Source organism: Methylobacterium pseudosasicola, assembly GCF_900114535.1.
GTDB lineage: Bacteria > Pseudomonadota > Alphaproteobacteria > Rhizobiales > Beijerinckiaceae > Methylobacterium > Methylobacterium pseudosasicola.
Genome location: NZ_FOTK01000009.1, coordinates 165,998 through 185,857, shown reverse-complemented (window position 1 = coordinate 185,857; position 19,860 = coordinate 165,998). Strand labels below are relative to the sequence as shown.

The following is a 19,860-nucleotide window of genomic DNA, read 5'->3' as shown; positions in this document are numbered from 1 at the left end:
TCCTCCAGGGTGATGTCGTCCCGCTCGGCGATCAGGGCCCGCAAGAACGCCTCGTGCGGATCGAGCTTGGAGCGGCGGGCTCGCCCCTGCGGACGGGCCGCCACCGTCCCGGTCGTGGCCAGCGCCGTCATCCAGCGGATCGCGGTCGCAGCCCCCACCCCGAAGCGCTTGGCCGCTTGCCGGCGCGACGTCGCCCCTGCCGCGCCGACCACCCGCTCCCGCAGATCCTGGCTGTAGGGTCGGCCCATGCCTCGCTCCTCCTCTGGAGCGATCAGTGAATCAGCCCGACAGTCTCGCGTGAACCCCAGACATCCGATTCAGCGCAACCCGAAAATGCTCTAAGGAGCGGGCGAGCGTGTTTCACGTGAAACGCACTTCCAGAATCCACGTAGATTCCGATCTCCGCCGGCGACATCACCATGACCGAGACCGAAACCCTCTTCGCCCCCGCCAGCGGCTTCGGCCGGGCCGCCGTCTCGGTGATCCGGGTGAGCGGGCCGGCCGCCGGGCAGGTGCTCGTCGCCCTCGGCGGCCCCCTGCCCCCGCCCCGCCGGATGTCCCTTCGGACCTTGCGGGATCCCGCCGACGGCACGGAACTCGACCGGGCGCTCGTCGCGTGGTTCCCCGGCCCGGACACCTATAGCGGCGAGGACATGGTCGAGCTGCACCTCCATGGCGGTGCAGCGGTGCGGATGGGCGTGCTCACGGCCCTGGCCCGGATGCCGGGCTGCCGGGCCGCCGGTCCGGGCGCCTTCACCCGCCGGGCAGTGCTCAACGGCCGGATGGATTTCGTCGAGGCCGAGGCGGTGGCCGACCTGATCGACGCCGAGACCGAGGGGCAACGCCGCCAAGCCCTCCGCCAGCTCGACGGCGCGTTGAGTCGCCAAGTCGCGGCGTGGCGGGCCGAAGCCATCGATTGCTTAGCGGCCGCAGAAGCCGCCCTCGATTTTTCCGATGAAGGCGATGTCGACGATGCGTGTCTCGACGCCGCCCTGTTCGGCCGCGCCGTCGCCCTGCGCGAAGACATCGCCACTGCGCTGCACGACGGCCGCCGGGGCGAGCGCCTGCGCGAGGGGTTTTTTGTCGTCCTGGCGGGCGCTCCGAATGCCGGGAAATCCACGCTGCTGAACGCTCTCAGCCGGCGGGATGTCGCGATCATATCTGACGTACCGGGCACCACACGGGACGCCATCGAGGTCCGCCTCGATCTCGGCGGCCTCCCGGTCTTCTTGGTCGATACTGCCGGCCTGCGCGATACCGCCGAGCCGGTGGAGGCCGAAGGCATCCTCCGCAGCCGCGCCCGCATCGGCGCCGCGGATCTGGTGCTGGCTCTCGTGCCCCCGGATGGCGCGATGCCGGATCTCGGCGCGGCGGAGGTTCGAACGCTCACGGTGCACACCAAGGCCGATCTATTTGCCGGCTCATTACAAGACACGTCGCCCGGTGTGCTCGCCGTTTCGGCCCGGACCGGAGCCGGCTTGGAGGCGCTGCTCGACGCAATCCAAAGTGAGGCGGAAGCCGGTCTCGGCACTGGTGATGCACTAGTCACCCGAGCCCGCCACCGGGCGGCGCTGGAGTCCTGCATCGCGCATCTTGATCGGCTGCTCGCAGGGCAGGGCGCCCTGCCTGAACTTGCCGCCGAGGATCTGCGCCTTGCCGTCCGGTCCCTCGGCGAGGTCGGCGGCCATGTCGGCGTGGAGGATGTTATGGATCGATTGTTCTCGGGATTTTGTATCGGAAAGTAATTTTGTTAGTCGGCGCAACAAATGCGAGAAGACAATCTCTGAGACGCTTGGAAGGCCGTCTGATAGGCGCTTCTCCCACCCCACGCCCTCATCCTGAGGCGACGGAGCGAAGCGGAGGCCTCGAAGGAGGGCTCCAGGAGTCGCGCCGCCAGCTGGAGGGCTCCTTCGAGGCGACCGCTGCGCAGACGCACCTCAGGATGAGGGGAGAGATTTGGAATTTCGTTGGTCTCGAGTCTTAGGCAGCCAAGATCACGCGCTTAAACAGACCAGATATTATTGCGGGATCCGCAAAATCCGCGGGCGCCAGATGCCCAGCGCGACATTGGCGGTCGCCACCGCGAGCAGCACCCAGAGCGTGCCCCGCTCGCCCTCGAGCGAGCGGGCCAAGGCCGCCGGATCGAGGAGGCCGGCCAGGGCCCGGGCGCTCTGCTCGGCCTCGCGCCGCATCGGCCCCTGCACGTAGACAAGGCCGCCCTCGAACATCAGCACGCCGGTGGCGAGCTTGATCCAGGCCCAGCCGGCGTTGAGGTAGGCGCGGTTGAGCGCCATCGCCAGCAGGCCGGACATCAGGGTCAGGGCCAGCGACGGCAGGAAGATCCAGGTGGCGACGGCGCCCATGGCACCCCGGATCGCGGCGTAGACGGGCAGGGCGGTGGGTGTCGGCGCCAGGCTCACCATCACCACCAGGGCCGCCATCGCCCCCAGGAGGCCGGCGGAGCCCATCGTGTGCAGGAATTTCAGGACGCGTCGCACGCCGTCTCGGCCCCCAGAGTCGGGCCGAGCATAGCGCCGGACATCCGGCGCGGGAGCAGGCCCGAAGGTCGCGCCCCGGGGCCTTGTCAGCTGCGCAGGCCCGGCGCCTCCTGGCCGGTGCGGGCGACGTACTCGGTGTAGCCGCCGCCATATTGGTGGATGCCCTCGGGGGTCACCTCCAGCACCCGGTTCGACAGGGCCCCCAGGAAGTGCCGGTCGTGGGAGACGAACAGCATCGTGCCCTCATAGGCACCGAGCGCTGCGATCAGCATCTCCTTGGTGCCCATATCGAGGTGGTTGGTCGGCTCGTCGAGCACCAGGAAATTCGGCGGGTCGTAGAGCATCAGGGCCATGACCAGCCGGGCCTTCTCGCCGCCCGAGAGCACCCGGCAGCGCTTCTCGACATCGTCGCCCGAGAAGCCGAAGCAGCCGGCGAGCGCCCGGAGCGAGCCCTGGCCGGCCTGCGGGAATGCCTCCTCCAGGGTCTGGAACACGGTGCGGTCGCCGTCGAGCAGGTCCATGGCGTGCTGGGCGAAGTAGCCGAGCTTGACGCTGCCGCCGACCGTGACCGAGCCGTCATCCGGCGTCGTGGTGCCGGTGACGAGCTTCAGCAGCGTCGATTTGCCGGCGCCGTTGATCCCCATCACGCACCAACGCTCCCGACGCCGCACCGAGAAATCGAGCCCCTCGTAGATCGTGCGGCTGCCGTAGCGCTTGTGCACCCCTTTCAGCATCACGACGTCGTCGCCCGAGCGCGGCGCCGGCTGGAACTCGAAGGCCACGGATTGCCGGCGCCGGGGCGGCTCGACGCGCTCGATCTTGTCGAGCTTCTTCACCCGGCTCTGCACCTGGGCGGCGTGCGAGGCCCGGGCCTTAAACCGCTCGATGAAGGCGATCTCCTTGGCGAGCATGGCCTGCTGGCGCTCGAACTGCGCCTGCTGCTGCGCCTCGTTCAGCTTCCGCTGCTCCTCGTAGAAGGCATAATCGCCCGAGAAGGTGGTGAGCGCGCCGCCGTCGATCTCGATCACCTTGGTGACGATGCGGTTCATGAACTCGCGATCGTGCGAGGTCATCAGCAGGGCGCCGTCATAGGCCTTCAGGAACGATTCGAGCCAGATCAGGCTCTCCAGGTCGAGGTGGTTGGAGGGCTCGTCGAGCAGCATCACATCCGGGCGCATCAGCAGGATGCGGGCCAGCGCCACGCGCATCTTCCAGCCCCCCGAGAGGGCGCCGACGTCGCCCTCCATCATCTCCTGACTGAAGCTGAGGCCGTCGAGCACCTCGCGGGCCCGGCCTTCCAGGGCGTAGCCGTCGAGCTCCTCGAATCGGGCCTGGACCTCGCCGTAGCGTTCGACAAGCGCATCCATCTCGTCGGCCCGGTCCGGGTCGGCCAAAGCCGCGCCGAGTTCGGCGAGTTCCGCCGCCACCGCGCTCACAGGCCCGGCCCCGTCCATCACCTCGGTGACGACGCTGCGCCCGGCCATCTCGCCGACATCCTGGCTGAAATACCCGATGGTGATGCCCCGGTCGGCGGAGACCTGGCCCTCGTCGGGCTGCTCCTGGCCGATGATCATCCGGAACAGGGTGGTCTTGCCGGCCCCGTTCGGGCCCACGAGCCCGACCTTCTCGCCCCGCTGGAGGGCGGCCGAAGCCTCGATGAAGACGAGCTGCCGCCCGTTCTGCTTGGTGATTTTGTCCAGGCGTATCATGAAGGGCGGTTGCCGGGTCCGGGGAAGGTTGTCTTCAGGCCGCTTACGGCATGGATCGAGACGGCGCAAAGACGGAGCCGGAATCACGGGCGGCCGGATGCCTCACGCAAGCGTGGTCGGCACGCGGGAGCCAAGTCCCGGCTGCGCCGTTGTGCCCCGCGCTACGCCTTTGGTTGGGCATCATCTTTTTAGAAAAGCCCGCGCATACCTTTCGGGCCGATGCCCTTGGGACGAGGACCACGATGCTGTTCGGTTGGTGGAAGACGAGCCTGGACATGGCCATGCTGGGGCTGGAAGCGCAGGGGGTGATCGCCCAGCGCATGGCGATGTTCGCGGTGGGCGGTCCGGCCGCGCAGATCGAGGCGCAGCGCATGGTCACGGAGAAGATCATGGCGGCGAGCGAGGCGGCCCTGATGGTCGCCTCCGGGGCCTCGAACAGCAAGGTGATCCGCAGCTACCGCCGGAAGGTCCAGGCCAACGCCAAGCGGCTGAGCGAGCGCTGAGGCGGGATCGGAGGCGTCCGACCGGGGTCAGGACAGGAGCTGCGCAGCCTCCCCTTGCTGCGACAGCAGCGCCACGGCCTTCCGGTCGAACGAGACGAAGGTCTCGCCGCCAAGCCATCGGCCTTCATACGCTATGACGCCGTCGGCGAAGTCGCCGCCGGCCTCGAGCAGTTTCAGCCCGGCTTCCACGGCGGGCCGGTTCACGGCGACGTTCCCAGCGTTGACCAAGGCGCGAATCGCGGCTGCGATGTCTGCTGTTGCCAGCTTGGCACCGCGCCGGAGAATCCAGACCAGTTCGCACAGGCATGCCAGCGGGACCGCGATCGTCGTCGCGTCCTTGAGCAGCTTGCGCGCCACGCGAGTTTGGCCGGGATCGTCCGCCAGGATCGCGCGCACCAGAACGTTGGTGTCGACGGCAATCTTCATGCGTCGTCCGGCACGCCGGCCCAGCCTGCCTCGGCAATGCCGTTCATCGCCTCGATCGTGAGCGGATTCTCCGATGCCACCTTTCCGTCGAGGGCATGGAAGAAGTCGTCGATCGTGCCGGTGGGACGCGCCGCCCGCACCCGCAACTCACCGGCAGGCAGTTTCTCGAAGTCGATCCGCTCTCCGGGTCTGACACCGAGATGTTGCAGCAACTCACGTTCGAGCGTGACCTGCCCTTCCACCGTCACCGCGAGGGACACCATCGCGATCTCCATAGGTCGAACCGGATGGAAGCGGAATGCGAAATGACATCCGCGTCAAGCCCGTAGCCATATCGCCGGGATGCTGGAGGCGGAGCAGCCGGGACGATTTCGGCCAATGCTTTTTGCGGGAGCTGCTGGCTGGGGATTGAAGCTCGGCCAAGAGGTCGCGCCGTCATCGCGAGCACAGCGAAGCGGCCCAGTGTAGCGCGCGCCCTCAGATCATCGCGGATCCCTAGGTTGCTTCGCTACGCTCGCAATGACGGAGGGACCACTGGCCGGTTCCGTCTCAGTTGTTCGCCGTCCGGAACGTGTCGCAGGCCTTGGTCTGGCCGCTCTTGTAGCCGGCGGTGAACCAGCGCTGGCGCTGGGCCGAGGAGCCATGGGTGAAGGAATCCGGCACCACGTAGCCCTGGGAGCGCTTCTGGAGCGCATCGTCGCCGATCTGGGCGGCGGCGTTCAGAGCCTCGTCGATGTCGCCCTGCTCCAGCTCGGCATACTTGTCGTTGGAATTCTTGGCCCAGACGCCGGCGAGGCAATCGGCCATCAATTCGATCCGCACCGACAGGGCGTTCGCCTCGGTCTTGCTGGAGGCCTGCTGCTGGCGGGCCTGGACCTTGCCGAGGATGCCGAGCACGTCCTGGACATGGTGGCCGACCTCGTGGGCGATGACGTAGGCGTAGGCGAAATCGCCCTTCACGCCGAACTTGGTCGCCATCTCCTTGAAGAAGCCGGTGTCCAAATAGACCTTCTTGTCCAGCGGGCAGTAGAACGGCCCCATAGCGGCCTGGGCCGAGCCACAGCCCGAGCGGGTGCCGCCGGTGTACAGCACTAGGGTCGTCGGGGTGTATTGCTTGCCGGTCTGCTGCGGCAGGATCTGGCTCCACACATCCTCGGTGTTGCCCAGGATTTTTGAGGCGAACCGGCCGCTCTCATCGGTCGGGGCTTGGCGGCGCTTCGCCTGGGTCTGCGGATCGGCCTGCTGCTCCTGCTGGCCGCGACCACCGCCGATCTGCTGGGCGCCGCCGATCAGGATCGCCGGGTTGATGCCGGTGAAGTAGCTGATGATCAGCAGCACCACGATGGTGCCGATCCCGAGGCCACCCGCGCCGCCGCCCGGGAAGCCCATGCCGCCACCGCCGCCGCCCTCACCGCGGCGATCCTCGACGTTGTCGGAGCTGCGTAGATCTTCCCAGCGCATGGTCCCGTCCTGACGCCGCGCCCGCCGCGAACGGCCGGGCACGGTCCACCCTGTGCATCGCCCATGTCCGAAAGCCGGCAGACACCGTTCGGGACGAAGCTCTAATGACGGGAGGGAACGCCCGGTTCCGCGACCACGGTCAAGCTTTTCCATCGAGCAGCGCGCGCAGCGCCCGAAAATCCCGCCAGGCTAGGCGCTTCTGCACCGGCTGGCGCAGCAGGAAGGCCGGGTGGAGGGTGGCGAGCAGCTTCGCCTCGCGGGTCGGCAGCTTGTACGAGAACAGCCGGCCTCGGGTCCGCAGGATGCCGTCCTTGGTGCCCGTTAGGGTCTGGGTCGCGGGGGCGCCCAGGCAGACGATCACCTCCGGATCCACCAGCTCGATCTGGCGCTCCACGAACGGCCGGCACACCGCCACCTCCTGGGGGGTCGGGTTGCGGTTCCCCGGGGGCCGCCAGGGCACGATGTTGCCGATATAGGCGCTGGTCCGGTCGAGGCCGATCGCCGCCATCATCTTGTCGAGGAGCTGGCCCGACCGGCCCATGAACGGCTTGCCGATCCGGTCCTCGTCGGCCCCTGGCGCCTCGCCCAGAAACATCACCCGGGCGTCCGGATTGCCGTCGGCGAAGACCAAGTTCTTGGCGGTGAAGCGCAGCGGGCAGGCGTCGAAATCCGCCAGGATCTTTTCGAGCTCGTCGAGGCTCTTGGCCTCCCGCGCCCGGGCGCGGGCGTCGATCGCCGCCTCGTCCGGCTGGGCGCTCGCCGCGCGCCCGAAGGTCCGGGCCGGGGCTACCGGCGGAGGCGAGCCCGGGGGCGGGACAAGGCTATTCGGCTGGGCAACGGGGCGGGGCGCCGCGGCCTGGCGCCGGGGTGCCCGGAGGGTCGGGGCCCGCGTGTCGGGCTCGCCGAACCGGTCATGCGGCTGCTCGTCGAGAACCGCGTCGGCGCCGGCCTCCACGTGGAAATCGAGATAGGCGATGAGGTCGGCTTGCGCGTCGTTGGGGCTCGGCATGCTGGTCAGCATGTGGGGCGCTCGATGCCTGTGGACAACTCTTGAAACCTGCTCGACGGCAAGGACTTGCGTGACCGAACGGCGCGGCCCCGGGCGAATCGCCTGCCTCTGGGGGACGCCCGCATCCCACACCCATGCGGCATAGGGGAGCGTTCGCTCAAGTCCGGGCCTCAGCACCTTGCCTTTCTAGCTTGGAATCGCTTGAGACGGCAGAACATCATGCCCACCCGGTGACGGATCGGGCATCGCGACAAGAAAACAGGAGGCTCGACGATGGCGCTGCCCGAACGCGAAAGCATGGATTTCGACGTGGTCGTGGTCGGCGCCGGCCCGGCGGGGCTCGCCACCGCGATCCGCCTGAAGCAGCGGGCGGCCGAGATCGGCGAGGAGATTTCCGTCGTCGTGGTGGAGAAAGGCTCCGAGGTCGGCGCCCATATCCTGTCAGGGGCGGTGATCGACCCGCGCGGCCTCGACCAGCTGCTGCCGGACTGGCGCACCGATCCGGAGCGGCCGCTGAAGACCGAGGTCCGGCGCGACGAGTTCATGATGCTCACCAAGAACAGCGGCGTCACCCTGCCGAACGTGTTCTTTCCCAAGCTCATGTCGAACCACGGCAACTTCGTCGGCTCGCTGTCGAACGTCTGCAAGTATCTGGGCGTCCAGGCCGAGGCGCTGGGCGTCGAGATCTATCCGGGCTTCCCGGCCTCCGAGGTGTTGTTCGACGAATCCGGCGCGGTGGCGGGCATCGCCACGGGCGATCTCGGGATCGGCAAGTCGGGCGAGCCGCGCGACGACTACACCCGCGGCATGGAGTTGCGCGGCAAGTACACGGTGTTCGGCGAAGGCGCCCGGGGCAACCTGACCAAGGGGCTGGTCCAGCGCTTCTCCCTCAACCGGCACAGCGACCATCAGAAATACGGGCTCGGCGTGAAGGAGCTCTGGCAGCTGCCGGATTCCACCTTCGAGCCGGGGCTGGTGCGCCACACGATGGGCTGGCCCCTGCCTAACAAGGCCGGCGGCGGCTCCTGGCTCTACCATTTCGACGACAACCTGCTCTCGGTCGGCTTCGTCACGCATCTGAACTACGAGAACCCGACCCTGTCGCCGTTCGAGGAGTTCCAGCGCTTCAAGACCCACCCGATGATCGCCGACACCTTCGCGGGCGCCAAGCGCATCGGCTACGGCGCCCGGGCGATCATGGAGGGCGGCTGGCAATCGGTGCCCAAGCTCGTCTTCCCGGGCGGCTGCCTGGTCGGCTGCTCGGCGGGGTTCGTGAACGTGCCGCGGATCAAGGGCTCGCACAACGCGGTGCTCTCCGGGATGCAGGCGGCGGACGCCATCGCGGACGCCCTGAAGGCCGGCCGGGCCGGCGACGAGCTCACCGCCTACGAGGCCGGCTGGCGCGACAGCCCGATCGGGCAGGACCTCAAGGCCGTGCGCAACGTCAAGCCGCTCTGGTCGCGTTACGGCACCCTGGTCGGCGTCGGGCTCGGCGGGATCGACATGTGGACCACCAGCCTGCTCGGCACCTCGCTGTTCGGCACGCTCAAGCACGGCAAGCCGGACCATGCCTGCCTCAAGCCGCTCTCGGAGGTGACGCCGATCACTTACCCGAAGCCCGACGGCAAGCTGACCTTCGACCGCCTCTCCTCGGTCTACTTGTCGAACACCAACCACGAGGAAGACCAGCCGCCGCACCTCAAGGTCCGGGACATGGAGCTGCAGAAGCACTCCGAGCACGACGTCTACGGCGGCCCCTCAAGCCGCTACTGCCCGGCCGGCGTCTACGAATGGGTCGAGGACGCCGCCGCCAGTGACGGCGTGCGCTACCAGATCAACGCGCAGAACTGCGTCCACTGCAAGACCTGCGATATCAAGGACCCGAACCAGAATATCGACTGGGTGACCCCGGAGGGGCCGGGCGGGCCGAACTATCCGAATATGTGAGGGACGGCCGATACCTATCGGCCGTCTCGCGCGCCCCCTGTTCGTTTGACAGGACAGGCGGGCGGACCCATATTTTCGCCATCAGCCGGCAGCGGGTTTGGGTCACCGAGCCCCGGCGCCTCCCACGGGATGGCGCGCCGGTTGACCCTCATCAGGGAAACACTTTCCGTCCGACCGTCAGGGCGTCGAGCTTTCGTCCGATCTGATGGATCGCCTTTTTGCTGGGCGCGGCATCGAGCTGCGCTTCACGCCATGTCGGTCAGGGGACAGTTGTCAGGCTGGCGGCACGGAAATCCTGGATCAGCTTCTGTTCCTGTCGATAATATTTCAGTGAAAAATACGCGACAATATCGACGCATTGAATAAGCCTGTTATTCGTCGATTGGACAAAATGAATCGAGTCCACGATCGAACTGATCTGAGTCGGCCGCCAGCCCATATTGGTGCCGCTCAGCTTGAATATTTCAAGATCGTCGATCAGCTTCTGCTCTATTTCCTTGTTCTCGTCGGCGACCAGCAGCCCGAGTTTCGGCTCGGCGCGACTCAACCAATCTTCCAGGCGCTCGACCAAGAACAGGAACGCCATGCGATGCGGATGGCGGCTGGAATGGAGCTTCATCTTGTCCACGGCCGCCCACAGGACCGCCACGTCGTGCGTCGCGAGGGCATCCAGGATATCGTGGATGCAACCGATCCGTTGGTCTGGCCGGCCCCCCTTGAAGAAGCCGTTGCCGCCGTACAGGTCGGCGGCATGCAGTTCGAAGCCCTCCGTCAGAACCAGGACGCCGAAGCGGGCCTTCACGATCTCTCGGACGGCCATCTCGATCGCGCGAATCCGGGACTCGTGGACACAGAGGGCCGCGATGAGGTGAATCGGCTGATCGGGGTCCTTGCGGGCGCCGGTGTTGCCGGATTCATCCAAGTAGATGAGGTGCATGCCCCGAGCTTAACGGTGGAGACGGGCACGTCTCAACGATGCAGGAGTTGAGGAATGACGGCCACGTCGTTTCTGAAGCGGAGTTTGCACGGGCGGTCCAGCAGGGTCGCCAAAACGCCAAACGGGGCTTCCGGGTACGCTTCGTCCGCTACTGGCCGGACTACGATGCAGTGGCGATCATGACCGAGCACCAGGGCGGGTTTCTCGTCCCGCGCGCCTCCATCGAGCCGCTGCGTGATCTCGATGTGAACGCCCTATCCCGTCTGGAACTCTGTCCGGGAGGAGCCGCGTTCGAGATCGCCGATCTGGACATCCATGTGAGCATCCACGGCCTCCTGACGGACGCGCTGCCGGCGGTGAGTCCAACCAAAATTCTGTCCCGCTAGTTCGGCAAGGGCGGCAGCGTTGTCGCAGCAGATGCCAAAAGCCTGCGAGCGCGCGAGTCCGACCGGAAGGGCGGGCGGCCGAGGAAGCCCGCCTGACCCCGACAGCCCCCCGCGCCATCCTTTCGCCTTGCGGGGCTGGCGGGATGAGTCCAGTGTCCCCAGCGATTTTCGGGGATGCCCCGCCATTCTCGCGCCCGGCCCCCAGCGGGCCGGCGCCCAGGAGCCGCGATCGGTTCATGATGACAACACGCGCCCGCCGGAGCGTCTCGGCGCTCGCCCTGATGCTCGCCGCCGGTCTGCCCCAGACCGTCCTGGCCGCCCAACCGCGCGAGTCGGCCCCGCTGCTGGAATACGAGCCCGCGGAATCCCTGGAGGGCAACTTCCTCTCCGCCTACATCGCCGGCGCCTCCCGGGACACGGCGGCGGCGGCGAGCTTCTACCGCGAGGCGGTCAAGGCCGATCCGCGCAACGCCGAGCTGGTCGAGCGCGCCTTCATCTCGCTGCTCGCTGATGGCGCCCTGCCGGACGCGTTCCGGGCCGCCGAAAAGCTGATCGCGCGCGATCCCACCAACGGGCTGGCCAACCTCTCCCTCGGGGTGCGCCAGATCAAGGCCGGCCAATGGGCCGCCGCCCGCCAGAATTTTTCCCGCAGCGGCCGGGGTGCTGCCACCGACCTGACCGCGACCCTGCTGACCGCCTGGTCCTATGCCGGGGCGGGGGACGGCAAGAAGGCGCTGGAGACGGTCAACAAGCTCCGGGGCGAGCGCTACTACAACACCTTCCGGGACTACCATGCCGGGTTGATCGCCTCGGTGATCGGCGACAACGCCGAGGCCGAGCGGCGCCTCAAGGCGGCCTACGAGGCCGACCACAACACCCTGCGCATTGTCGATGCCTATGCCCGGCTCGAGGCCACCCTCGGCCGCACCGATCTGGCGATCCAGGCCTATTCCGATTTCGATCAGCTCTCGCCCCGCCACCCGCTGGTGCGCGACGCCCTGGACAAGCTCAAGGATGGCAAGCCCCTGACCCGGCTGATCGGCACCGCCCAGGAGGGGGCCGCGGAGGTGCTGTACGGGCTGGGTTCGGCCGGCTCGACGCAGGGCGACGAGCTGCCCGCGGTGATCTACCTGCGGCTGGCGCTCTACCTCGCCCCGGACCACGCGCTGGCCCGGCTGACGCTGGCCGACACCCTCGACCGGATGAAGCAGACCGAGCGGGCCAACGAGGCCTACGCGCAGATCCCCGCGACTTCGCCGCTCAAGCTCAACGCCGACATCCAGATCGGCCTCAACCTGGAGCAGATGGGCAAGGGCGACGAGGCGCTCGCCCATCTCGACGCGGCCATGAAGGCCCACCCGGACGACATCGACGTGATCACCGCGCTGGGCAACGTCCAACGGGCGCGCAAGAAGTACGAGGAGGCGGCCGCCACCTATACCCGCGCCATCGACCTGATCGGCGACCGGCCGCTGTCGAACTACTGGACCACCTTCTACTTCCGCGGCACCGCCTACGAGCGCGCCAAGCAATGGCCGAAGGCCGAGGCCGACCTGAAGAAGGCCCTGTCCCTGGTGCCGGCGAGCCAGCCGGCCGCCAAGGCGCAGGTGATGAACTACCTCGGCTATTCCTGGGTCGACCAGAAGATCAACATCGACGAGGCGTTCCGGCTGCTGCAGCAGGCCGCCGATGCCAGCCCCCGGGACGGCATGATCGTGGACAGCCTCGGCTGGGCCTATTTCCGCCTCGGCCGCTGGGACGACGCGGTGCGCGAGCTGGAGAAGGCGGTCGAGCTGAAGCCCGGCGACCCGACCATCAACGACCACCTCGGCGACGCCTATTGGCGGGCGGGCCGGCGCCTCGAGGGCAAGTTCCAGTGGCAGCACGCCAAGGACCTGAACCCCGAGCCGGACGATCTCGCGCAGATCAACGAGAAGCTCAAGGACGGCCTGCCCGACACCGAGAAGCCCACCGCCACCGCCGAGACCACGCCGGCCCCGGTCGCGGTGCCGCACAACGCCGAGAACCCGGAACTGCCCAAGGGCGCGCCCCAGCCCCACGAGGCGCCGGGCGCCGCCGACAAGGCCAAGAAGTCGGGGGGCTGAAAACCCTCCGGGCCGCATCCTCGCCGAACCGGCAAGACTAATTTGTCGGCCGGCTCATAAAAATCGACGGGCGTTTTCGTCCGGTTTGACGCACAGTGGTGTCGCTGCTCGTCGGGCGGCCTCGCCGTGCGGCCGCGTCCGCGCGAGACCGGCGCGGCGGGACACCGCGACGCAAGATCCCCGCACGATAACAGTCGGCGGGTTGGGCGGGCGCCGTGCCCGCGGAGCCAGGGAGGAACGCCCATGCCCTCAGATATCGAGATCGCCCGCGCGGCGACGCTCAAGCCGATCGCGCAGGTCGCCGAGAAGCTCGGCATCCCGGATTCGGCGCTGCATAATTACGGCAAGCACATCGCCAAGCTCGACCACGGCTACATCGCCGGGCTGGAGGGCAAGGCGCCCGGCAAGCTCGTGCTGGTGACGGCGATCTCCCCGACGCCCGCGGGCGAGGGCAAGACCACCACCACGGTGGGCCTCGGCGACGCGCTGAACCGCATCGGCGAGAAAACCATGATCTGCCTGCGCGAGCCGTCGCTCGGCCCCTGCTTCGGCATGAAGGGCGGGGCGGCCGGCGGCGGCAAGGCGCAGGTCGTGCCGATGGAGCAGATCAACCTGCACTTCACCGGCGACTTCCACGCCATCACCTCGGCCCACAGCCTCGCGGCGGCGCTGATCGACAACCACGTCTACTGGGCCAACGAGCTCAACATCGACGTGCGCCGCATCCACTGGCGCCGGGTGGTGGACATGAACGACCGGGCCCTGCGCCAGATCACCCAGTCGCTGGGCGGCGTCGCCAACGGCTTTCCTCGGGAAGACGGGTTCGACATCACGGTCGCCTCCGAGGTGATGGCGGTGTTCTGCCTCGCCAAGGACTTGGCCGACCTGGAGGAGCGCCTCGGCCGGATCGTCATTGCCGAGACCCGCGACCGCAAGCTCGTCACCCTCAAGGACGTGAAGGCCACCGGCGCCATGACGGTGCTGCTCAAGGATGCCCTGCAGCCGAACCTGGTGCAGACGCTGGAGGGCAATCCGGCCCTGATCCATGGCGGCCCCTTCGCCAACATCGCTCATGGCTGCAACTCGGTGATCGCCACCCGGGCCGGCCTGCGGCTCGCCGACTACACCGTGACCGAGGCCGGGTTCGGCGCCGATCTCGGCGCGGAAAAGTTCCTGGACATCAAGTGCCGGCAGGCGGGCCTCACCCCCTCGGCGGTCGTGGTGGTGGCCACGATCCGCGCGCTCAAGATGCATGGCGGCGTCGACAAGAAGAGCCTCGGCTCCGAGAATATCGGCGCCCTGGAGAAGGGGTTTGCCAACCTCGCCCGGCACGTGACCAACCTGCGCGGCTTCGGTCTGCCCGTGGTGGTGGCGGTCAACCACTTCTACGCCGATACCGATGCCGAGCACGCCCGGCTCAAGGAGCTGTGCCGCGAGCGCCTCGACGTCGAGGCGATCACCTGCCGCCACTGGGCCGAGGGCGGCGCCGGCGCTGAGGATCTGGCCCGGGCCGTGGTGCAGCTCGCCGCCTCGGAGCCGGCCCCGCTCCGCTACGCCTACGAGACCGAGGCGCCGCTTACGGAAAAGATCCGGGCGATCGCCACCAAGCTGTACGGCGCCGCCGACATCCAGATCGAGACCAAGGCCGCGGGCAAGCTCGCCACCTTCGAGAAGGACGGCTACGGCCACCTGCCGATCTGCATGGCCAAGACCCAGTACTCGTTCTCCACCGACCCGAGCCTGATGGGCGCCCCCGAGGGCCACGTGGTCGGCGTGCGCGACGTCCGCCTCTCGGCGGGCGCCGGCTTCGTGGTGGCGATCTGCGGAGAGATCATGACCATGCCGGGCCTCCCCCGGGTGCCCGCCGCCGACACGATCCGCCTCGATGCCGACGGGCAGATCGACGGATTGTTCTGAGCGGAAACGCTCGGGCTGCGCCTCTGCGGGCAATGATGTTCACACACCGGTTCGTGTAGGCGCAGGTCCCCTCTCCCGTGCGGGAGAGGGGACCTGCGCCTCATTCAGCGAGGTGTGAATCCGGTAGCCCCTTCCATGCAGAAGGACTGGGTTACCGCTTCAAGGCACACTTTTTCAGCTGAGCTGGCTCGGTTTACTGAGAAGGCCCTCATGAGGCCTCGCGATGAGCAGAAACATCAGTCGAAATCAGCGCCTTGAGCGAGGTCGCGCGTGTGGGGAAACTCCACCGCCACGTCTTCGACGCCTGCCGGTTGGCCCAGGGTCTGGGTGATGAAGTTTGGTCCCTCGGCCGCAGCCTTCTCGGCGCGGTCGGTATCGGGTTCGGATTCTCCGCTGAAGCGAGTGGCGATCGTCATGGGCGGCCTCCCCAACCTCGGCGCAGCTTCGTAGCAACGCTTACGAAATTCAGCCTTCAAGTCTCACCGAGACCGGGCAGGGTTCCACCCTGCACCCGCAAAAGGTCTTGGACCTAGCCCTTTCAAGGTGTTTCCGGAAGTGCCGGAACGACCAGACGCGCTCTCCTCCCCCTTGTGGGGAGGAGTTGGAGGTGGGGGTGGTGCAGAAGGCACCGTGACGTTCGATCCTGCACCACCCCCACCCCTGACCCCTCCCCACAAGGGAGAGGGGAAATATGCTTCTCTTTCAATACGTTACAAACATGGAACAGGGTCTCTGCATCCAGCTCAAACACCTTGAAAGGGCTGGATCTCGGACCTTTTGAATCCAAAACTTTCGAGCCTCACCCCACCCCGAACAGCGCCCGCGCCAGCCGCGAATGGTCTTCCCGCAGGCGCCGCGTATCGACCCCCAGCGGCTGGCCGTCGATCACCCGCCAGTGCCCGGCAACCATCACCCGATCGGCCCGGGTCGCGCCGCACAGGACCAGGGCGGCGAGCGGGTCGTGGGCGCCGGAGAAGCGCAGTTCGTCCAGGGTGAACAGGGCGAGGTCGGCCTCGCGGCCCGGCTCGATCCGGCCGATATCGGCGCGGCCGAGGCAGGCGGCCGAGCCCTCGGTGGCCCAGCGCAGGGCGTCGAGATGGGTGACGGTCTCGGCTCCGTATGTGAGCCGGTTCAGCATCAGCGCGTGGCGCACCCCCTCCATCAGGTTCGAGCTGTCGTTGGAGGCCGAGCCGTCGACGCCGAGGCCCACTGGGGAGCCCGCCGCCTCCAGCTCGCAGGTGCGGCAATGGCCGGACGCCAGGGTCATGTTCGAGGTCGGGCAATGGCACACGCCGACCCCGGCCTTGCCGAGCCGGGCGACCTCGGCATCGTTGAAATGGATGCCGTGGGCGAGCCAGACCCGGTCGCTCATCCAGCCGACCTCCTCCAGGTAATCCACCGGGCGGCAGCCGAACATCGACAGGCAGTATTGGTCCTCGTCCAGGGTCTCGCCGAGATGGGTGTGCAGGCGGCAGCCGTGCCGGGCGGCGAGGTCAGCGCTCTCGCGCATCAGCCGCTTCGTCACCGCGAACGGCGAGCAGGGCGCGAGCCCGACCTGCACCATCGCCCCGGGGGCGGGGTCGTGGAACAGGTTCAGCACCCGTTCGCAGTCCGAAAGAATCGTGTCGTCGTCCTGCGTCAGCGTCTCGGGGGGCAGGCCGCCCTCCCGGTCGGACAGGCTCATCGAGCCGCGGGTGATGGCGGCGCGGATCCCGAGGTTCCTAGCCTCCTCGACCTGGATGTCGACCGACCGCTCCAGCCCCTTCGGGAACAGGTAATGGTGGTCCCCCGCCGTGGTGCAGCCGGAGAGCAGAAGCTCGGTATAGGCCACCCGGGTGGCGAGCCGGAACGCCTCCGGGGTGATCCGGCCCCAGACCGTGTAGAGCGCCTTCAGCCACGGAAATAGCGGCTTGTTGATCGCGATCGGGTGCGCCCGCGTCAGGGTCTGGAAGGCGTGGTGATGGGTGTTGATGAGGCCCGGGATGACGACGTGGCGCGAGGCGTCGAAGGTCTCGTCCACCGGCTCGGCCGGCCGGGCGCCTGCGGCGACGCGCTCGACGATCCGGCTGCCCGCCACCACGATGCCGCCCCCGGCCTCCTCGGCCAGGATCGCAAGCGGATCGCGGATCCAGAGGCGGCGGGCCCGTGCGTCGGCATCGCTCATGCTGTGTCCCTTCGGCCTTCGACCGGCCCGGTATCGGACCCGGCGCGGCGGCCGGCAAGTCCGGGATGGGTCGCGGGCAGCTGTCTCGCCCGCGGGGGCCCCCGGGCTTGACGCTCCCGGGCGGCGCTGAGACATGTCAGCCGGACTGACCTTCTTGCCATCCGGACGGTCCCCACGTGACGGTCTGCCCCCCGTGACCTCATCGGCACAGCGCGACGGCGCCGTCGCAACCGGCCTCTCTTCCGGCCCCGCACCGGCCTCCCGCGCGGCGGACCCGGCGCAGGCGCTGGGCAGCGACGACCTGATCGAGCTCCTGTTCTTCGCCTACCGCGACTTCGTCGGCGATCCCGACCGGATCCTGGCCGCCTACGGCTTCGGCCGGGCGCACCACCGGGTGCTGCACTTCGTCGACCGCTATCCGGGGCTGACCATCGCGGAGCTGCTCGACATCCTGCGGATCACCAAGCAGAGCCTCAACCGGGTCTTGAAGGACCTGATCGGGCAGGGCTACGTCGCCCAGAAGCCCGGCCCGAGCGACCGACGCCAGCGCCTGCTCTACTGCACGCAATCCGGCGCGGAGCTGGCCGCCGACCTCACCCGGGTCCAGGCCCGGCGCCTCGCCCGGGCGCTCGCCGCGCCGGATGCGCTGGGCTCCCCGGAGGATTTCTTGATGGCGATGATCGAGCCGGAGGACCGGGCGGCGGTGCGGCGCCTGATGGCCCGGCGCGGATCCGCCGCGGGTGCCGGCGCGTGACGCCCGCCCCCCGGGCCGAATTGCCCGATACGGCGCCGCACGTCCTCGTCGTCGACGACGACCGCCGCCTGCGCGAGCTGCTCGCCCGCTACCTGACCGACCAGGGGTTCCGCGTCACCGTGGCGGCCAGCGCCGCCGAGGCCCGGGCTCGGGCCCAGAGCGTCGTGTTCGACGCGATGGTGCTCGACGTGATGATGCCCGGCGAGAACGGCTTCGACTACGCCCGCAGCGTCCGCGAGACCTCCCGGGTGCCGATCCTGATGCTCACCGCCCGCTCCAACCCCAACGACCGGGTGATGGGCCTGGAGATCGGGGCGGACGATTACCTGCCCAAGCCGTTCGAGCCCCGGGAGCTGACCCTGCGGCTCAGCAACATCATCAAGCGCGGCGTGCCGGCGCGTGAGATCGCGGCCGAGACCGTAACCTTCGGGCCGTTCGCGTTCCGCATCGACCGGGGCGAGTTGCGCCGGGACGACGCGCTGATTCGCATCACCGACCGGGAGCGCGAGATCCTGACGATCCTGGCCGCGGCCGGGGGCGCCAATGTCGAGCGCGAGCAGCTCGCCGGGCCCGGAGGCCTCGCCGCGGAGCGCACGGTCGACGTGCAGATCAACCGCCTGCGCCGCAAGACCGAGGTCGACCCGGCCAACCCGGTCTTCCTGCAGACGGTGCGGGGGGTCGGCTATCGGCTGGCAGTGGATTGAGGCCGATGCCTCACACCGCGCGCGGCTCGCCCGGTTTCAGCTTGAGCCCCTTGGACACCCGCGTCGACAGGCTGCCCACGATGGCGACCACGACCGGCCCCTCGGCCAGCGACCGCACCGCCTCCATGGCCGCCTCGGCATTGGGCTTCATCACCGCGTAGACCAGCGGAGCCGGCTTGGCAGTCGAGCGGCCCCGGCCGCCGGATCGCTCGGCGGTCACGGAGACCAGGAAGGTGGTGTAGCGGCTCCGCGTGCGTCCAGGCATGGCTCAGCATGTGGCATGTCGGCTAATCATCACCAACGCCCCCATGTCGCGGTCGGGCCGAGACCAGGGCGATGATGTGCGGGACAGGGCGAATCGCGTGCCGCACGCAGCCGCCCCGTCTCGCCTTACCCCATCCGGCGCCACCCGCGAGGGATTTCCCACGGATGCCCGGCGGCTTTGTGCCGGAAACACGCGAGCGAGGGTCTTTGTGCGGGCGGATGCAGACGCGTCCGATCGCGTCAGGCCAGGGCGAGGTCGAGGCCGGGCAGCGACAGCCCGGACAGCCGCGTGTTCCAGACCTGCCCGGACGCCACCGGCAGGGCGTCGGTGAGCGTCCCGGTGGTGACGATTTCGCCGGCTGCGAGCGGCGGGCTTACCGGGTCGTTAGCCAACACATCAACGAGGTGCCGGAGGGCTGCGAGGGGGCCACCGCCCAGCACGTTGCGGGCGCTGCCCCGGTCGGCGACTGCGCCGTCCCGGAGCAGATCGACGGAGAACCCCGCGAGGGCGTCGATCCAGGCTTGCGCCGAATCCGCCGTGAGCGGCACCCGCTCGCCGAGCACCAGCAACCCGTGCAGCCCGAAGGCCGCCACCGTGTCGGGGGCGGCGAAGCGCCAGCCGGGGAACAGCGACTGCACCAGCTCGAACCCCTGCGCCGCCCAGGCGAGGCAGCCGAGCAGGGCCGCGTCATCCAGGCCGGGCTCAGGCGCCCGGGCGAGCCCGAACACGATCTCCGGCTCGATCCGCGGCTCGACCAGAGCGGCGAGCGGGACCGGGCCGGTTAGGGCGGCGCGCTCCTGCAGGGTCGTGTCGTAGACATCGCCCCAGATCGGCGCGTGGACGCCGTAGGTGTCCCACAGGGTGGTGTTGGTGAAGCCGATCTTGCGGCCCACCGGACGTTCGCCGCGTGCCATGCGCAGGCGCCGAACCTCCGCGGCCACCCGGTAGGCGGCGGGCAGATCCAGGCCGGCATCCCAGCCGGTCAGGGGCGCGATCGACCGGCGATGCTCGTGCGCCGCCAGGATGGTGCGGGCATGGGTGGCGGCGGGGACGGGCTCTGTCATCCCCGCCCCGT

At 68.6% G+C, this 19,860-nt stretch carries 19 protein-coding genes and 1 pseudogene; 8 read left to right on the top strand and 12 right to left on the bottom strand.

From position 1 onward, the window contains the following. Positions 1-248 (bottom strand): annotated as a pseudogene (locus BM228_RS11945) (IS630 family transposase); the annotation flags it as partial. A 171-nt stretch (positions 249-419) separates the two neighbouring features. Between BM228_RS11945 and mnmE the strand changes: the two are divergent. Next, positions 420-1,745 carry a tRNA uridine-5-carboxymethylaminomethyl(34) synthesis GTPase MnmE gene (gene mnmE, locus BM228_RS11940; protein WP_092040326.1) on the top strand — a complete coding sequence of 442 codons (1,326 nt, stop codon included), beginning with the start codon at positions 420-422 and terminating at the stop codon, positions 1,743-1,745. A gap of 273 nt (positions 1,746-2,018) precedes the next feature. On the opposite strand, the gene BM228_RS11930 is transcribed toward mnmE, so the two are convergent. Both BM228_RS11930 and BM228_RS11925 read right to left on the bottom strand, forming a co-directional pair. Then, positions 2,019-2,498 (bottom strand): hypothetical protein, encoded by a 480-nt coding sequence (locus tag BM228_RS11930; protein WP_092040320.1) that lies wholly within the window; start codon positions 2,496-2,498, stop codon positions 2,019-2,021. Between the two features lie 86 nt (positions 2,499-2,584). Further along, on the bottom strand, positions 2,585-4,207 hold the full coding sequence (locus BM228_RS11925) for an ABC-F family ATP-binding cassette domain-containing protein (protein WP_092040318.1): 1,623 nt from the start codon (positions 4,205-4,207) through the stop codon (positions 2,585-2,587). Positions 4,208-4,449: 242 nt separating this feature from the next. On the opposite strand from BM228_RS11925, the gene BM228_RS11920 reads away from it, so the two are divergent. After that, a complete protein-coding gene (locus tag BM228_RS11920; protein WP_092040315.1) occupies positions 4,450-4,710 on the top strand; it encodes a hypothetical protein in 261 nt (86 codons plus the stop codon). A 27-nt stretch (positions 4,711-4,737) separates the two neighbouring features. On the opposite strand, the gene BM228_RS11915 is transcribed toward BM228_RS11920, so the two are convergent. From BM228_RS11915 to BM228_RS11900, 4 genes are all read right to left on the bottom strand, one after another. Beyond that, complete coding sequence (locus BM228_RS11915) at positions 4,738-5,136, bottom strand: type II toxin-antitoxin system VapC family toxin (RefSeq protein WP_092040312.1); 399 nt, start codon at positions 5,134-5,136, stop codon at positions 4,738-4,740. Further along, entirely contained in the window at positions 5,133-5,399 is a 267-nt protein-coding gene (locus BM228_RS11910) for an AbrB/MazE/SpoVT family DNA-binding domain-containing protein (RefSeq protein ID WP_092040370.1), read from the bottom strand. The genes BM228_RS11915 and BM228_RS11910 overlap by 4 nt, the downstream gene beginning before the upstream one ends. Before the next feature lie 286 nt (positions 5,400-5,685). Beyond that, the gene (gene ypfJ, locus BM228_RS11905) at positions 5,686-6,597 is read right to left on the bottom strand and encodes a KPN_02809 family neutral zinc metallopeptidase (RefSeq protein ID WP_092040310.1); all 912 of its coding nucleotides are present in this window, start codon (positions 6,595-6,597) and stop codon (positions 5,686-5,688) included. Positions 6,598-6,736: 139 nt separating this feature from the next. Further along, the gene (locus BM228_RS11900; protein ID WP_092040308.1) at positions 6,737-7,618 is read right to left on the bottom strand and encodes a uracil-DNA glycosylase; all 882 of its coding nucleotides are present in this window, start codon (positions 7,616-7,618) and stop codon (positions 6,737-6,739) included. 261 nt (positions 7,619-7,879) lie between these two features. Here BM228_RS11900 and BM228_RS11895 point away from each other — a divergent pair, with 261 nt between their 5' ends. Beyond that, the gene (locus tag BM228_RS11895) at positions 7,880-9,553 is read left to right on the top strand and encodes an electron transfer flavoprotein-ubiquinone oxidoreductase (protein ID WP_092040306.1); all 1,674 of its coding nucleotides are present in this window, start codon (positions 7,880-7,882) and stop codon (positions 9,551-9,553) included. A gap of 259 nt (positions 9,554-9,812) precedes the next feature. On the opposite strand, the gene BM228_RS11890 is transcribed toward BM228_RS11895, so the two are convergent. Next, on the bottom strand, positions 9,813-10,490 hold the full coding sequence (locus BM228_RS11890; RefSeq protein ID WP_092040303.1) for a DUF3800 domain-containing protein: 678 nt from the start codon (positions 10,488-10,490) through the stop codon (positions 9,813-9,815). Positions 10,491-10,537: 47 nt separating this feature from the next. On the opposite strand from BM228_RS11890, the gene BM228_RS11885 reads away from it, so the two are divergent. From BM228_RS11885 to BM228_RS11875, 3 genes are all read left to right on the top strand, one after another. After that, positions 10,538-10,876: a DUF2442 domain-containing protein gene (locus BM228_RS11885; protein WP_139234081.1), complete on the top strand. Its 339-nt coding sequence runs from the start codon at positions 10,538-10,540 to the stop codon at positions 10,874-10,876. Between the two features lie 236 nt (positions 10,877-11,112). Continuing rightward, positions 11,113-12,981 (top strand): tetratricopeptide repeat protein, encoded by a 1,869-nt coding sequence (locus BM228_RS11880; RefSeq protein ID WP_092040298.1) that lies wholly within the window; start codon positions 11,113-11,115, stop codon positions 12,979-12,981. Between the two features lie 243 nt (positions 12,982-13,224). Further along, positions 13,225-14,898: a formate--tetrahydrofolate ligase gene (locus BM228_RS11875; RefSeq protein WP_092040293.1), complete on the top strand. Its 1,674-nt coding sequence runs from the start codon at positions 13,225-13,227 to the stop codon at positions 14,896-14,898. Between the two features lie 236 nt (positions 14,899-15,134). Here the strand turns inward: BM228_RS11875 and BM228_RS11870 are convergent, their stop codons facing one another. Both BM228_RS11870 and BM228_RS11865 read right to left on the bottom strand, forming a co-directional pair. After that, on the bottom strand, positions 15,135-15,314 hold the full coding sequence (locus tag BM228_RS11870; protein ID WP_092040290.1) for a hypothetical protein: 180 nt from the start codon (positions 15,312-15,314) through the stop codon (positions 15,135-15,137). A 383-nt stretch (positions 15,315-15,697) separates the two neighbouring features. Next, the gene (locus BM228_RS11865; RefSeq protein ID WP_092040288.1) at positions 15,698-17,062 is read right to left on the bottom strand and encodes an 8-oxoguanine deaminase; all 1,365 of its coding nucleotides are present in this window, start codon (positions 17,060-17,062) and stop codon (positions 15,698-15,700) included. A gap of 193 nt (positions 17,063-17,255) precedes the next feature. Between BM228_RS11865 and BM228_RS11860 the strand changes: the two genes are divergently transcribed. Together BM228_RS11860 and BM228_RS11855 are read left to right on the top strand one after the other, a co-directional pair. Then, the gene (locus tag BM228_RS11860) at positions 17,256-17,816 is read left to right on the top strand and encodes a MarR family winged helix-turn-helix transcriptional regulator (protein ID WP_425284933.1); all 561 of its coding nucleotides are present in this window, start codon (positions 17,256-17,258) and stop codon (positions 17,814-17,816) included. After that, on the top strand, positions 17,813-18,520 hold the full coding sequence (locus tag BM228_RS11855; RefSeq protein WP_092040285.1) for a response regulator: 708 nt from the start codon (positions 17,813-17,815) through the stop codon (positions 18,518-18,520). The genes BM228_RS11860 and BM228_RS11855 overlap by 4 nt, the downstream gene beginning before the upstream one ends. 10 nt (positions 18,521-18,530) lie before the next feature. Here BM228_RS11855 and BM228_RS11850 read toward each other — a convergent pair whose 3' ends face one another. Beyond that, positions 18,531-18,785 carry a hypothetical protein gene (locus BM228_RS11850; RefSeq protein ID WP_092040283.1) on the bottom strand — a complete coding sequence of 85 codons (255 nt, stop codon included), beginning with the start codon at positions 18,783-18,785 and terminating at the stop codon, positions 18,531-18,533. A 239-nt stretch (positions 18,786-19,024) separates the two neighbouring features. After that, the gene (locus BM228_RS11845) at positions 19,025-19,849 is read right to left on the bottom strand and encodes a 2-keto-4-pentenoate hydratase (protein ID WP_092040280.1); all 825 of its coding nucleotides are present in this window, start codon (positions 19,847-19,849) and stop codon (positions 19,025-19,027) included. Positions 19,850-19,860: the final 11 nt, after the last annotated feature.

What these genes read in the sequence shown, in the direction of transcription:
- mnmE (WP_092040326.1), top strand. Translation starts at nt 420, where the DNA reads ATGACCGAGACCGAAACCCTCTTCGCCCCCGCCAGCGGCTTCGGCCGG.
- BM228_RS11925 (WP_092040318.1), bottom strand. Translation starts at nt 4,207, where the DNA reads ATGATACGCCTGGACAAAATCACCAAGCAGAACGGGCGGCAGCTCGTC.
- BM228_RS11920 (WP_092040315.1), top strand. Translation starts at nt 4,450, where the DNA reads ATGCTGTTCGGTTGGTGGAAGACGAGCCTGGACATGGCCATGCTGGGG.
- BM228_RS11915 (WP_092040312.1), bottom strand. Translation starts at nt 5,136, where the DNA reads ATGAAGATTGCCGTCGACACCAACGTTCTGGTGCGCGCGATCCTGGCG.
- BM228_RS11910 (WP_092040370.1), bottom strand. Translation starts at nt 5,399, where the DNA reads ATGGTGTCCCTCGCGGTGACGGTGGAAGGGCAGGTCACGCTCGAACGT.
- ypfJ (WP_092040310.1), bottom strand. Translation starts at nt 6,597, where the DNA reads ATGCGCTGGGAAGATCTACGCAGCTCCGACAACGTCGAGGATCGCCGC.
- BM228_RS11900 (WP_092040308.1), bottom strand. Translation starts at nt 7,618, where the DNA reads ATGCTGACCAGCATGCCGAGCCCCAACGACGCGCAAGCCGACCTCATC.
- BM228_RS11895 (WP_092040306.1), top strand. Translation starts at nt 7,880, where the DNA reads ATGGCGCTGCCCGAACGCGAAAGCATGGATTTCGACGTGGTCGTGGTC.
- BM228_RS11890 (WP_092040303.1), bottom strand. Translation starts at nt 10,490, where the DNA reads ATGCACCTCATCTACTTGGATGAATCCGGCAACACCGGCGCCCGCAAG.
- BM228_RS11880 (WP_092040298.1), top strand. Translation starts at nt 11,113, where the DNA reads ATGATGACAACACGCGCCCGCCGGAGCGTCTCGGCGCTCGCCCTGATG.
- BM228_RS11875 (WP_092040293.1), top strand. Translation starts at nt 13,225, where the DNA reads ATGCCCTCAGATATCGAGATCGCCCGCGCGGCGACGCTCAAGCCGATC.
- BM228_RS11870 (WP_092040290.1), bottom strand. Translation starts at nt 15,314, where the DNA reads ATGACGATCGCCACTCGCTTCAGCGGAGAATCCGAACCCGATACCGAC.
- BM228_RS11865 (WP_092040288.1), bottom strand. Translation starts at nt 17,062, where the DNA reads ATGAGCGATGCCGACGCACGGGCCCGCCGCCTCTGGATCCGCGATCCG.
- BM228_RS11850 (WP_092040283.1), bottom strand. Translation starts at nt 18,785, where the DNA reads ATGCCTGGACGCACGCGGAGCCGCTACACCACCTTCCTGGTCTCCGTG.
- BM228_RS11845 (WP_092040280.1), bottom strand. Translation starts at nt 19,849, where the DNA reads ATGACAGAGCCCGTCCCCGCCGCCACCCATGCCCGCACCATCCTGGCG.